Here is a 13,471-nt window from a genome sequence, read left to right on the forward strand (position 1 = left end):
GTGTGCTTCCACCCTTCTGAGACATAGAGAAAGGATCGATACCCCCATGGCCACTAAGACACTGTACACGGTCATTGTCGCCGATGACGAGGACGAACTCCGGGAAGCCGTATGCTCCATGATTCCATGGCAGGAGTACGGATTCAATCTATTGGGCAGCGCCAGCAACGGACTGGATGCCCTCCAGCTGGTGGAGCAATATGAGCCGGATCTGCTGCTCACCGATATCCGCATGCCTTTTATCTCGGGCATTGAGCTGGCCCGCCATGTGCGAGAGGTACGCCCTGCCACCAACATCGCCTTTCTCAGCGGCTACGATGATTTTGAATATGCCAAGCAGGCCATTCAGTACAACATCATCAGCTACATGCTCAAGCCCCTGACTCTGGAGGGCCTGGGGGCTGAGCTGCGCATCATCCGCCAGAAGATTGACGCTCAGTTCGCCATGTTCCGCCAGGCCTCCTCCCGTAATGTGGAGCACGATCTCCAGGCCGCCATGCTCATGCCTCTGGTGCTGGACGCCTATTCCGAGCCGGGCAACGAGGAGCAGGCTCTGGAATACGGCCGCCAGTGCGGCCTGTTGCGGGACAACCTGGACAAGCCCTGCTACACGGTGATGGTGTCCTCCCTGCTGGACGACGAGGGAAACAACTGCACCACCCCCGCCTTTGTGGCGTCGGTGGACACTCTGGCCGCCAAATACCTGCGGGGCCTGAGCTTTTTCTCCGCCGGCAAGGTCATCTCGGTCCTGCTGGGCAACCCCTCGGACTTTGAGGAGTATCTGCACATTCTAGCCGATGAGATTCCCCAGATGGCCTCCCGCATTTTGGGCCGACGCTGCCGCATCGGGGTCAGCCGCATGGTACGCTCCCTCACCGCCCTGCACGGTGCCTACAAGGAGGCCATGGAGGCCCTGCGCCAAGGGGACCCGTCGGAGAGCTGCGTGCAGTTTATCAGCGACCTGGCCCCCTCCATCAAAGGTGGAAACAACCTGTGTCAGCGGGCCCTGGAGGCTCTGGACCAGCACTACATGGATGTCAATCTCTCCCTGGTGTCCCTGAGCGCCATGCTGGACGTCAGCCCCAACCACCTAAGCTCCTGCATCAAGAAATATGCCGGAGAGACCTTTATCAACATTCTCATCCGCAAGCGCATGGAGGCGGCCCGGGAACTGCTCATCAACTCCAATCTGAAAATCCAGGACATCTCCCAACGCTGCGGCTACACCGATCAGCACTACTTCAGCTATTGCTTTAAGAAGTATTGCGGCGAGTCCCCCAACGCCCTGCGCCGCAGGCTGGAGGCGGAAAAGGCGGGTGGCCAGGCTTGAGCAAAAACAACGTCCAGACCGGCCTGCGCATCACCACCATCCTGGTAGCCATGGTGGTGGGCGTGGTGGCCATCACCCTGTTCTGCTTTCTGGCCCTGTTTTTAAACCGCTACCAGGAGGCCATGGTACAGAACGCCCGCACCACCAGTGTGCAGGCCGTGTCTCAGGTGTCCACCACCGTCTCCAACTACCTTTCTGATATGCGTCAGGCCATGGAACTGGTGGAGCAGTCCATGTCGGAGACCGACGAGAGCCGGGATGAGCTGCTGTCCGCCTTTCTGGAGTTCCGCCCCGACGTGGTGGCGGTGACCAGCTATTCCCACGACGGCCAGCTGCTCCAGTGCTGGTCCCCTGACCGCAAACCCAAGGATAACATCCTCCAAAACCTCTCCTTTGATCTGGAAAAAGCCCAGGCCTCCCAGGGCCCCTACATGTCCGCTCCCCACGTGGAGAGTATTTTTGAGGGATACTACCCCTGGGTGGTCACCATGACTTCCCGCCTACCCCAGGATGGCTCTGCCGCCTGGGTCTCCCTGGATCTGAGCTTTTCCAGCATCTCCAGCTATATTAATAATGTAAGCATTGGACAGCGGGGCTACTGCTTTTTGATGGACGGGGACGGCAACATGGTCTATCACCCCCAGCAGCAGTTGCTCTACTCCGGCTTGAAATCCGAGGACACGGCCAAGCTCTCTCAAATGGAGGACGGCGCTTGGGCCAATGACACCGTCATCTATTCCCTCACCAGTGTGGAGGGCAGCGATTGGCGGGTGGTGGGTGTCAGCTACGTGGACGAGCTGGTCAACCGCAACGTCAGCGAGATGGTGCACCTGTCCCTGCTCATTGCCGCCATGGTGCTTCTGGCCGCCCTGTTCACCAGCTGGCTGCTCTCCCGCCTGCTCTCCCGCCCCCTCCGGTCTCTGGAGTCTGCCATGGAGGACTTTGAGTCCGATGCCGACCACTTCGACTACTACCCCGTGGGCGGTACCCGGGAAGTACAGGAACTGTCCTGCTCCTTCGGTCACATGGTCATGCGCATCCAACAGCTGATGAACACCGTGCGGGAGGAGGAGGTCAATCTGCGGAAAACCGAGCTCAAGGCTCTGCAAGCCCAGATTAACCCCCATTTCCTCTACAACACCCTGGACTCCATCGCCTGGATGTGCGAACAGGGCCGTAACGCCGATGCAGTGAAAATGGTCCACGCCCTGGCTCGTCTGTTCCGCATCAGCATCAGCAAGGGCCACGAGCTCATCCCCATTTCCAGGGAAATTGAGCACGCAGAGAGCTACCTGCAAATCCAGAAATACCGGTATAAAAACCAATTTACATATCACTTCCACGTGGACCCCGAGTGTCTGCACTACCTGTGCAACAAAATCACCCTTCAGCCCATCATTGAAAACGCCATCAACCACGGATTGGATCTGCTGGTGGACGAAGGGCGCATTGACGTATACGTCCAGCAAGATGGGGACGACATTGTATTCCGAGTGGAGGACAACGGGGTGGGTATGAGCCAGGAGCAGATCGTGGCCATCCTGGAGCACGGCCCCAAGGAGCGCACCGGCATCGGGATCCGCAACGTCAACGACCGTCTGCAAATCTACTTTGGCAAGGAATATGGCCTCACCATTACCAGCAAGCTGGATGTGGGCACCTGTGTGGAGATTCGCATGCCGAAGCTTTGGGAGGGAAATTATGAAGGGAAATAAACGCATCCTGGCCGCACTTACGGCGGCCTTGTCCCTGCTGCTGTGCAGCTGCACTTCGACCTCCAACATCTCCGCCCCCCACACCGTCACCCTCATCGCCAAATCCACCCAGACGGAGTTTTGGCTGTCGGTCTTTGCAGGAGCTGAGGCAGCGGCCACCGAGTACAACCTGGGCCTCAACATCGTAGGCCCTGACGCCGAGGAGGACTACGAGACTCAAAATCAGATGGTGGATAAAGCCGTTCAGGCAGGCACTGAGGCCCTGGTCTTCTCCGCCATCCACTATGACAACAACGCAGACGCCATTGATGCCGCCGCCCAAAAAGGGGTCAAAATCGTGGCCATTGACAGCAACGTGGACTCTCAGGCCGTGAGCACCTACATCGGCACGGACAACTATGCCGCCGGACAGATGGCAGCTCAAGCCGCTCTCGCCCGGATGGAGGGAGAGCTGCACGTGGGCATTATCAACTATGATATCAGCTCTGCCAACGGCCAGGAGCGGGAGCGGGGCGCCGTGGAGACGTTCACCCGCAGCGGTCGGGCCCAAGTGGTCAGTGTCATCAACACCCTGGCAGAGTCCCACATTGCCCAGACCGATACCACCGCCCTTCTCACCCAACACCCGGAGATCAACGTCCTTCTGGCCTTCAACGAGCCCACCAGCGTGGGCGCCGCCAAGGCCATCGAAAATCGGGATGCCGCCGATGACATCTTTTTGGTGGGTTTTGACTCCAACGTCAGTACCGTGGACGGCCTGCAAAACGGCACGGTCGATGCCCTCATCGTGCAAAATCCCTACGCCATGGGATACCTGGGCGTGGAGAGCGCATACAAGCTTCTCACAGGACAGAGTAAACAAGTGGCCCCCACCGTGGACACTTCCACGCAGATTGTCGATCGGAATAATTTATTCTCCATCGACAGCCAAAAGGCGCTTTTCGCCTTTGAACAGCGCAAAGACCCGTCATAGTGCACAATTTGAGCGTTCGTTTTTTTCGCATGTTGTTCAGTTGGAATAATTTTTTGCCCTTCTTTCGGTGATTTTTCACCTTGTTTTCGCCAGGCAATTTCGGTAACATAGAGGACAAGAGATGGAGCTCGCGTATGCTCCGTCAATCACCTAAATTTGAAAAGGAGAATCGTTATGAAGAAGAAAGTGCTTGCTTTGTCTCTGGCCGCTGCTATGGCCTTCAGTCTGGCTGCCTGCGGTAACGGTGGCGGCGGTGAGGGTGGCGACAGCTCTACTGTTGCCAACAATCAGAAGCCCCTGGTGTGGTTCAACCGTCAGCCCTCCAACTCCGAAACCGGTGCACTGGATATGGACGCTCTGAACTTCAACGAGGACACCTACTACGTGGGCTTCGACGCCAACCAGGGCGCCGAGCTCCAGGGCCAGATGATTCTGGATTACATCAAGGCTCACATCGATGAGATCGACAAGAACGGCGATGGCATCATCGGCTACGTGCTGGCCATCGGCGACAAGGGCCACAACGACTCCATCGCCCGTACCCGCGGCGTCCGCTCCGCTCTGGGCACCGCTGTGAAGGACGATTCCGGCAACGTCATCTCCGAGGCCGTTGGTACCAACGTGGAAGGCAAGGCCACCCAGGTTCAGGACGGCAAGCTGGAAGTCAACGGCAAGACCTACATCATCCGTGAGTTGGCCTCCCAGGAGATGAAGAACGCCGCTGGCGCCACTTGGGACGCTCCCACCGCTGGTAACACCATCGGCACTTGGGTCTCCTCCTTCGGCGACAAGATCGACGTCGTGGCCTCCAACAACGACGGCATGGGCATGGCCATGTTCAACGCTTGGTCCAACGAGGCTGGTGTTCCCACCTTCGGCTATGACGCCAACTCCGACGCCGTTGCTGCTATCGCTGAAGGTTACGGCGGCACCATCAGCCAGCACGCCGACGTGCAGGCCTACCTGACCCTCCGCGTGATCCGTAACGCTCTGGATGGTGTGGATGTCCAGACCGGTATCAGCACCGCTGACGAGGCCGGCAACGTGCTGTCCGATCAGGAGTATGTGTACAATGCTGAGGAGCGCTCCTTCTACGCCCTGAATGTGGCCGTCACCGAGGAGAACTATGAGGAGTTCCTGGACTCCACCGTGACTTGGGCTCCTGTTTCCAACCAGCTGGACAAGGAGACCAGCCCCGTGAAGAAGGTTTGGCTGAACACCTACAACTCCGCTGATAACTTCCTGGGCTCTACCTACAAGCCCCTGCTGAAGAAGTATGACGACCTGCTGAACCTGGAGGTCGAGTATGTGGACGGTGACGGCCAGTCTGAGGCCAGTATCACCAACCGTCTGGGCAACCCCAGCGCCTACGATGCCTTCGCCATCAACGTCATCAAGACCGACAACGCCACCTCTTACACCGGCTTGCTCCAGTAATTTGGCGTTAGATGCGGGTCGCGATCCGTATCTGAATACGTTGTAAACCTTTATTGGGGAGAAGGAATTCTCCGGTTTAGGAGGCTTCTCCTGTCCGGCGGGTACCTTCTCCCCAACACTCTCACCAGTAATCACCGACAGCGTCCGCAACGTGCATTGCGAACCTGTCAATCTGTAAACAGGAGTAACGAGAATGGCAGAAGCAAAGAACGATATTGTCCTGTCGATTCGCGGTATGTGCAAATCCTTCGGCCGTAACCGGGTTCTGGATCACATCAACCTGGACCTGAAGCGCGGCTCTGTCATGGGCTTGATGGGCGAGAACGGCGCTGGTAAATCCACCATGATGAAGTGCCTGTTCGGTACATACCAAAAAGACGAGGGCAGAATTTACTTTGACGGCAAGGAGATCAACTTCTCCGGCCCCAAGGACGCCCTGGAAAACGGAATTGCCATGGTGCACCAGGAGCTGAACCAGTGCTTGGAGCGCAACGTCATGGACAACCTGTTCCTGGGCCGATACCCCACCAAGGCTGGTGTCGTGGACGAGGGTGTCATGAAGAAAAAAGCCTCCGAGCTGTTCCGCAAATTGGGCATGACTGTGAATCTGAATCAGCCCATGCGCAACATGTCGGTGTCCCAGCGGCAGATGTGCGAGATCGCCAAGGCCATCTCCTACAACGCCAAGGTCATCGTGCTGGACGAACCCACCTCCTCCCTCACCGTCAAAGAGGTGGACAAGCTCTTTGAGATGATGCGGATGCTCCGGGATCAGGGCATCTCCCTGATTTACATCTCCCACAAGATGGACGAGATTTTTGAAATCTGTGATGAGATCTCGGTGCTGCGAGACGGCAACCTGGTCATGACCAAGCCCTCCAAGGAGACCAACATGGGCGAACTCATCAGCGCCATGGTAGGCCGTTCCCTGGAAAGCCGCTTCCCCCCCGTGGACAACACTCCCGGAGACACCATTTTGTCGGTGCAGCACCTGTCCACCAAGTTTGCCCCTCACCTCCAGGACATCACCTTCGATGTGAAGGAGGGCGAGATTTTTGGTCTGTACGGTCTGGTGGGCGCTGGCCGTACCGAGTTGATGGAGACCATCTTCGGCATGCGTACCCGCGCCTCTGGCCGCGTGTACTTCCGCAACAAGATGATGAACTTCAACAACCCCAAAGAGGCCATCGACCACGGCTTCGCCCTCATCACCGAGGAACGCAAGGCCAACGGTCTGTTCCTCAAGGCGGATTTGACCTTCAACACCACCATCGCCAACCTGAATCAATACAAGAGTGGCGTGGCCCTGTCCGATCCCAAGATGGTGAAGGCCACCAACAAGGAGATCCGCATCATGCATACCAAGTGTATGGGCCCCGAGGATATGATTTCCAGCCTGTCCGGTGGTAACCAGCAGAAGGTCATCTTCGGCCGCTGGCTGGAGCGTGAGCCCCAGATCTTCATGATGGACGAGCCCACCCGCGGCATCGACGTGGGCGCCAAGTACGAGATCTACGAGCTGATCATCAACATGGCCAAGCAGGGCAAGACCGTCATCGTGGTCTCCTCCGAGATGCCGGAGATTTTGGGTATCACCAACCGCATCGGCGTAATGTCCAACGGTCGCCTGTCCGGCATCGTCAACACCAAGGAGACCGACCAGGAAGAGCTCTTGAGATTGAGCGCAAAATACCTTTAATGGGAGAAGTTGTATATGGCACCTGTGAAAACAAATATTTTGACGGCTGAGCAAGAGGACAAGCTCCGCCAGTCCATCGACGAGTACGTCGGCAGCATTCAAGCAAAAATCGACGCCCTCCGGGCAGACGGCACCGACAAAGTGCTGGAGATTCAGGCCAATCTGGACAGTCTGAAGCGCGACCGCATCTACACCCAGCAGGAGAAGGATTCCATCGCTGAGGGTTGGCGCAAGGAACTGGAGAAGGCCAAGGCTGTGGAAGCCAAGAACAAGGCCGAGGTGTCCAAGCTGATCGCCGATGCTGAGACCTACCTGAAGGCCCACTTTAACCAGGACTACTTCCAGTACGTGGCCACCAGCTGCAAGGAGGAGAAGTCCTTCGCCCAGGAGAAGTATCGTGCCACCGTGGCTGAGCTGAACCAGGAGCACCAGAAGGCCCTGTCTAAGCTCACTGATGCCCACGAGATCAAGGACGAGAAGTACGTCCACAAAAACCGTCTCTTTGACGCCAAGATGCAGCTGTCCAAGGACCTCCAGGAGGTCAAGGATCGCCGTCACGCCGCCTATGAGCACAAGTTCCACCTCATCGACCTGCTGCGGATGTCCAAGTTTACCGTGGGCGAGACCCTGGCCCAGAAGGTGGAGAACTACCGCTACACCTTCAATACCCGGAACTTCCTGCTGAAGAACGGTCTGTACCTGGCCATCCTGGTTATCTTCATCGCTCTGTGTTTCATCACCCCCGCCGTCAAGGGTATGCAGCTGCTCACCATGAACAACGTGTTGAACATCCTCCAGCAGGCCTCTCCCCGTATGTTCCTGGCTCTGGGCGTTGCCGGCCTGATCATGCTGGCCGGTACCGACCTGTCCATCGGCCGTATGGTTGGTATGGGCATGACTGCTTCCACCATCATCATGCACAAGGGTATCAATACCGGCTCTGTGTTTGGTCATACCTTTGACCTTACTGGCATCCCCGTCGTGGGTCGTGTGATTCTGGCTCTGGTGGTCTGCATCGTGCTGTGCACCATCTTCACCACCATCGCTGGCTTCTTTACCGCCAAGTTCAAGATGCACCCCTTCATCGCCACTATGGCCAACATGTTGGTTATCTTCGGTCTGGTGACCTACGGCACCAAGGGCGTGTCCTTCGGCGCCATTGAGTCCAACATCCCCAACATGATCATCCCCAAGATCGGCAAGTTCCCCACCATCATCCTGTGGGCTGTGGCCGCTGTGGTCATCGTGTGGTTCATCTGGAACAAGACCACCTTTGGCAAGAACCTGTACGCCGTGGGCGGCAACCCCGAGGCCGCTTCCGTGTCCGGTATCTCCGTGTTCGCTGTCACCCTGGGTGCCTTCGTTCTGGCTGGTATCCTCTATGGCTTCGGCTCCTGGCTGGAGTGCATCCGTATGTTCGGCTCCGGTTCCGCCTCCTACGGCCAAGGCTGGGAGATGGACGCCATCGCCGCCTGCGTGGTGGGCGGTGTGTCCTTCACCGGTGGTATCGGTAAGATTTCCGGCGTTGTGGTGGGCGTGTTCATCTTCACCGCTCTGACCTACGCCCTGACCGTTCTGGGCATCGACGCCAACCTGCAGTTCGTGTTCTCCGGCATCATCATCCTGGTGGCCGTCACTCTGGACTGCTTGAAGTACGTGCAGAAGAAGTAATTCTTCCCTCCTACTACACAAAAATCCCCATCGCACTTGGGTGCGATGGGGATTTTTTGATGCCCAATTATGTCGCTGTAGCCTTGCATCGCTGCTGATACAGGGCTGCAATCATATCCACACAGGGCTCAATGCCCAGTCTTCCGCTGTCCAGGCACAGGTCATAGTTATCTGCCTGCCCCCATTGGGTGCCTGTGTACAGCTCATAGAATTCCTTACGCTTCTGATCTTTGTCGTGGAGACGCTGTACAGGAGATTCTTCCCGTTGCCCATACACTGTAACAATGCGCTCGGCTCGCTTCTCGTCAATGGTAAGCACCGTCTCCTTGCGGATGCGGTAGAGCACCACAAAGAAATACACCATGGAAATGGCATTGGACAGCATGGTGGCCACGGCAGCGCCTGCCACGTCCATATGGAAGACCCAGGCTGGCCCAAAAGGCAAAGGCCGAAGCTTTCTTGACAGTGGACTCATCGTTCTGCCCCAGGCTTCTGGCGATCACGCTATTGGCACCGATGCCAAAGAGGTTGGCCACGGCCGTCAACAGGGTGTAGATGGGAAAGGTAATGGACAGAGCGGCGATCTGGTTGGGATCGCCAATCTACCCTATAAAAAAGGTATCCGCCAAGCTGTACAGAATCACAATAATTTGGCTGACCACGGTGGGAATGGCCAGCTTGGCCACCGCCTTCCCCACCGGCATGGTGGTAAATAGTTCGTTATTCTTCGTCATGGTTTCTCTCTCCTGCTCTGTTCTTCTCTCCTGCATCCACCTCAGCGTGGAGTCCGTCCAGGAAACACTGAATGGCAATGTCCCGGCTCTCCCCCACATCGGTGGTATCGTAGTAATAAAAATATCCCAAGTCCTCCTGGGCAATGAACCCGTGGAGGATGGCACGGAACACCCGCTGCCAGTGGGCCACCCGCTCCTGGGGCAGACCATAGCCGGAGAGCACCTCCACCGCCGTTTTCAGAAGCGGCAGAGCCAGTTCCTTGGCCTGGTCATCCTCCTGGGAGGGGATGGACATAATCAGCCGATACAGCCCCTTATTCTCCACCGCAAAGGCGTGGTAGGCCTGGGCAAACGCCCGCACCGCCTGGTCCCTCTTCTTCCCTGCCACCGCTGCCTCCTGATGGGCCACAAATTTGTCAATGGCATAGCGGAACACCTCTCGCTGGAGCTGTCGGGTATTTTGTATGTGGTTGTACAGAGACGGGGTCTTTACCCCCAGCCTGCGGGCCAACTCATGGAGGGACACGGTGGGTTGTCCCGTGTGTTCCATGCAGGCCACCGCCTCGGACACAATGACCTCTCTGGCCAATCCCTTTGCACTCATATTCATTCCTCCAAAACTAATTCCGTTAGTTATTACGAAACTAATAGCATTCGTTGTCAATCAAAACCACGCCGTTACAAGTAATTACTCCGTTTTCACCAGTATTGTCTCTACTTGCCCAGGTATTTCACAAGAAAAATTTACAGTATTTTCTCTTCTCCCCTTGCCTTTGGACCAGAGAAGCCCTATAATACCCTTTGGGGAGCTTGTACACAGGCTGAGAGGATGGTGTGACCATCGACCCGTGAACCTGATGCGGGTAATGCCGACGTAGGAAGCTTGTGGGAGATTCGTTGGGAGACAGCCTGCCAGGTCGTCTCCCATTTTTCTTTGGAAGGAAGTAGAACACATGAATCGCTTCACACAACCGCTGGGTCAGGTGCACGCCGTCGCTCCCCTGGTCCAGTGCATCACCAACTTTGTCACCGTCAACGACTGCGCCAACATCATTCTGGCCTCTGGCGCGTCCCCTTCCATGGCTCAGGACATCCGGGAGGTGGAGGAGGCCGTATGCGGAGCCCACGCCCTGGTGTGCAACATGGGGGCCATGGACTTTGTGGACTCCATGATTTTGGCCGGGCGTAAGGCCAACGAGCTGGGAAAGCCCGTGGTGCTGGACCCGGTGGCTGCCGGAGGTACTCAGCTGCGCCGGGATGAGTCCAAGCGCCTGTTGGACCAGGTGCAGTTTGCCGCCATCCGAGGCAACGCCTCGGAGATTCGCTTTTTGGCCGGCCAGCACGCCGTGGGCAGCGGTGTGGATGTGAGCGCCATGGACGCCATCACAGAGGAGAATTTGGGGGAGGCCATGGAGATGGCCGCTACCCTGGCCGCACAGCTCCACACCGTGATTGCCATCTCCGGAGTGCTGGACATTGTCTCTGATGGGAATGAGACGGTGGTACTGCGCAACGGCTGCGCCACCATGGCCCGTATCACGGGCAGCGGCTGCATGCTCACCTCCCTCATCGGGGCTTTTTGTGGCGCTCAGCCCCAGGACACCTTTGCCGCCACCGTGTCTGCCATGGCCGCCATGGGTGTGGCCGGTGAACTGGCGGAGGAACAGCGGCTGAAGAAGGGCACGGGCAACGCCACCTTCCGCACCGATCTCATCGACGGGATTTTTAACTTGGCCGAGGAACAACTACAGGAGAAGATACGCTATGAAGTTTACAAACGATGAAATTCGCAGCTCCATGCTGCTCTACGCCGTCACCGACCGCATGTGGCTCAAGCCCGACCAGACTCTGGTGGACGTGTGCCAGGAAGTATTGGAGGGCGGCGCCACCTTCTTGCAGATTCGAGAGAAGGACCTGGATGCCTCTGCCTTTGAGCAGGAGGCCCAGGCCCTCAAAGCGCTGTGTGCCCAATACCGCGTCCCCTTTGTGGTCAACGACAGCGTGGAAATCGCCCTGGACATTGACGCCGACGGCGTTCACGTGGGCCAGTCCGATATCCAGGGCCGGGATATTCGGGCCATGATTGGCCCGGACAAAATCCTGGGTATCTCCGCTGGGACCGTGCAGGAGGCGGTGGCCGCCCAACAGGCCGGGGCGGACTACATCGGTGTGGGTGCTGTGTTCAACACCAGCACCAAGCAGGATGCCACCAGCCTGTCCATGGAGCAGCTCAAAGAGATTTGCGCCTCCGTGTCCATCCCTGTGGTGGGCATTGGCGGCATCAACGCCTCCAACCTGCTGGAGCTCTCCGGCAGCGGTGTGGACGGTGTGGCGGTGGTGTCTGCCATCTTTGCCGCTCCCAATCCCGGAGCCGCCACCGCCCAACTTCTGGAGTTGTCCCGAAAGATGGTGGCCCATGGATAAAAAGTTTGCCATTTTCGACCTGGACGGCACTCTGGTGGACTCCATGTCCTACTGGAGCCAGCTGGCGGAGGAGTACCTCCACAGCCGTGGGGTGGAACAGGTCCCCAACCACATCTTAGAGGCCATCAAGCCCATGACCATGGAGGAGTCCGCCGATCTGTTCCGGCGGACCTTTGGGCTGGACATCACCTCCAACCACATGGTGGCGGAAATGGAGCATATGATGGACCAGCACTACCGCAATGATATTCCTCTGAAAGAGGGTGTTGCCGCCTATCTGGAGGGGCTGCACCAGGCGGGCACCACCATGTGTGTGGCCTCCGCCACCGCTGAACCTCTGGTGGAGCTGTGCCTGTCCCGGCTGGGGGTACGGCACTACTTCCAGTTCCTCCTGTCCTGTGAGACGGTGGGGGTGGGCAAGACCCAGCCGGACATATATCTCCAGGCCGCCCAACGCATGGGCTGCACCCCGGCCGAGACCGCCGTCTATGAGGACGCCGTCTATGCCGCCGCCACCGCCAAGAACGCCGGGTTCTATATCGTAGGCGTGTATGACCAGGATGCCAGCGCGCACTGGGAAGAGCTGCAAGGCCTGTCTGACGAGACCATTCCCAGTTTTGAGGAGGCGTAACATGAAAACCGCACTTTCCATAGCCGGCAGCGACTCCAGTGGAGGGGCCGGCATCCAGGCGGATATCAAAACCATGATGGCCAACGGCGTGTATGCCATGACCGCCATTACCGCCCTGACCGCGCAAAACACCACCGGAGTGTCCGCCATTTTGGAGGTCTCTCCAGCATTTTTGCGCCAGCAAATCGACTCTGTCTTTCAGGACATTCCCCCGGATGCGGTAAAAATCGGCATGGTCCCCTCCCCTGCTCTGGTGGAAGTCATCGCCCAGCGGCTGGAGCACTACCACGCCCAGCGAGTGGTGGTGGACCCAGTGATGGTGGCCACCAGTGGCAGCACCTTGTCCCGAGACAGCGCTGTGGGGGCCATGAAAGAGCTTCTCTTCCCTCTGGCCACTGTCATCACCCCCAACATCCCGGAGAGCGAGGCACTCACCGGACGGACCATCACCACCCAGGCGGACATGGAGCGAGCCGCCCGGGAGATGGCGGACACCTTTGGCTGCGCCGTGTTGTGCAAGGGTGGACACCACGTCCACGACGCCAGCGACCTGCTGTGTGTGGACGGCGCGTGCACCTGGTTCCACGGGTCCAGAATCCAAAACCCCAACACCCACGGCACCGGCTGCACCCTGTCCAGCGCCATTGCCTCCAATCTGGCCAAAGGCTTCTCTCTGGAGGAGTCCATCCAGCGGGCCAAGGCCTACATCTCTGGGGCTCTGTCCGCCATGTTGGACCTGGGCCATGGCTCCGGTCCCCTTCACCACGGCTACGACTTAAAAAGCGATATGATCTAAAAAACGGATGTGCCACAAAACTTACGTTTTGCGACACATCCATCCTTTTTCCATAAGCATC

Annotated in this window: 13 protein-coding genes and 1 riboswitch; of the genes, 10 read left to right on the plus strand and 3 right to left on the minus strand. The window is 57.8% G+C overall.

What is annotated here, in order from left to right:
* Positions 1-46: 46 nt before the first annotated feature.
* From B5F12_RS00820 to B5F12_RS00845, 6 genes are all read left to right on the plus strand, one after another.
* Complete coding sequence (locus tag B5F12_RS00820) at positions 47-1,330, plus strand: response regulator (RefSeq protein WP_087228811.1); 1,284 nt, start codon at positions 47-49, stop codon at positions 1,328-1,330.
* The gene (locus B5F12_RS00825) at positions 1,327-3,045 is read left to right on the plus strand and encodes a sensor histidine kinase (protein ID WP_343286304.1); all 1,719 of its coding nucleotides are present in this window, start codon (positions 1,327-1,329) and stop codon (positions 3,043-3,045) included. The genes B5F12_RS00820 and B5F12_RS00825 overlap by 4 nt, the downstream gene beginning before the upstream one ends.
* Complete coding sequence (locus B5F12_RS00830; RefSeq protein WP_087228814.1) at positions 3,032-4,018, plus strand: substrate-binding domain-containing protein; 987 nt, start codon at positions 3,032-3,034, stop codon at positions 4,016-4,018. Before B5F12_RS00825 ends, B5F12_RS00830 begins: the two co-directional genes overlap by 14 nt.
* 174 nt (positions 4,019-4,192) lie before the next feature.
* Positions 4,193-5,455: a substrate-binding domain-containing protein gene (locus B5F12_RS00835; protein WP_087228817.1), complete on the plus strand. Its 1,263-nt coding sequence runs from the start codon at positions 4,193-4,195 to the stop codon at positions 5,453-5,455.
* A 193-nt stretch (positions 5,456-5,648) separates the two neighbouring features.
* Positions 5,649-7,154 carry a sugar ABC transporter ATP-binding protein gene (locus B5F12_RS00840; protein ID WP_087228820.1) on the plus strand — a complete coding sequence of 502 codons (1,506 nt, stop codon included), beginning with the start codon at positions 5,649-5,651 and terminating at the stop codon, positions 7,152-7,154.
* 15 nt (positions 7,155-7,169) lie between these two features.
* Positions 7,170-8,825: a galactoside ABC transporter permease gene (locus B5F12_RS00845; protein ID WP_087228823.1), complete on the plus strand. Its 1,656-nt coding sequence runs from the start codon at positions 7,170-7,172 to the stop codon at positions 8,823-8,825.
* Between the two features lie 67 nt (positions 8,826-8,892).
* Here the strand turns inward: B5F12_RS00845 and B5F12_RS00850 are convergent, their stop codons facing one another.
* From B5F12_RS00850 to B5F12_RS00860, 3 genes are all read right to left on the minus strand, one after another.
* Complete coding sequence (locus B5F12_RS00850) at positions 8,893-9,270, minus strand: cytidylate kinase family protein (RefSeq protein WP_242954854.1); 378 nt, start codon at positions 9,268-9,270, stop codon at positions 8,893-8,895.
* Between the two features lie 157 nt (positions 9,271-9,427).
* A complete protein-coding gene (locus B5F12_RS12240; protein WP_275532683.1) occupies positions 9,428-9,559 on the minus strand; it encodes a hypothetical protein in 132 nt (43 codons plus the stop codon).
* Positions 9,546-10,163, minus strand: coding sequence for a TetR/AcrR family transcriptional regulator (locus tag B5F12_RS00860; protein ID WP_158096716.1), 618 nt, complete (start codon positions 10,161-10,163; stop codon positions 9,546-9,548). Before B5F12_RS00860 ends, B5F12_RS12240 begins: the two co-directional genes overlap by 14 nt.
* Positions 10,164-10,351: 188 nt before the next feature.
* A riboswitch (TPP riboswitch) is annotated at positions 10,352-10,459 on the plus strand.
* 53 nt (positions 10,460-10,512) lie between these two features.
* Here B5F12_RS00860 and thiM point away from each other — a divergent pair.
* From thiM to thiD, 4 genes are read left to right on the plus strand one after another with little or no spacing between them, the layout of a single operon-like run.
* Complete coding sequence (gene thiM, locus B5F12_RS00865; RefSeq protein ID WP_087228831.1) at positions 10,513-11,343, plus strand: hydroxyethylthiazole kinase; 831 nt, start codon at positions 10,513-10,515, stop codon at positions 11,341-11,343.
* Complete coding sequence (thiE, locus tag B5F12_RS00870; RefSeq protein WP_087228834.1) at positions 11,324-11,983, plus strand: thiamine phosphate synthase; 660 nt, start codon at positions 11,324-11,326, stop codon at positions 11,981-11,983. The genes thiM and thiE overlap by 20 nt, the downstream gene beginning before the upstream one ends.
* Positions 11,976-12,614: an HAD family phosphatase gene (locus tag B5F12_RS00875; RefSeq protein ID WP_087228837.1), complete on the plus strand. Its 639-nt coding sequence runs from the start codon at positions 11,976-11,978 to the stop codon at positions 12,612-12,614. Before thiE ends, B5F12_RS00875 begins: the two co-directional genes overlap by 8 nt.
* 1 nt (position 12,615) lies before the next feature.
* Positions 12,616-13,410 carry a bifunctional hydroxymethylpyrimidine kinase/phosphomethylpyrimidine kinase gene (thiD, locus tag B5F12_RS00880; protein WP_087228840.1) on the plus strand — a complete coding sequence of 265 codons (795 nt, stop codon included), beginning with the start codon at positions 12,616-12,618 and terminating at the stop codon, positions 13,408-13,410.
* Positions 13,411-13,471: the final 61 nt, after the last annotated feature.

The sequence above is a fragment of the Pseudoflavonifractor sp. An176 genome (assembly GCF_002160435.1).
GTDB lineage: Bacteria > Bacillota > Clostridia > Oscillospirales > Oscillospiraceae > Enterenecus > Enterenecus faecium.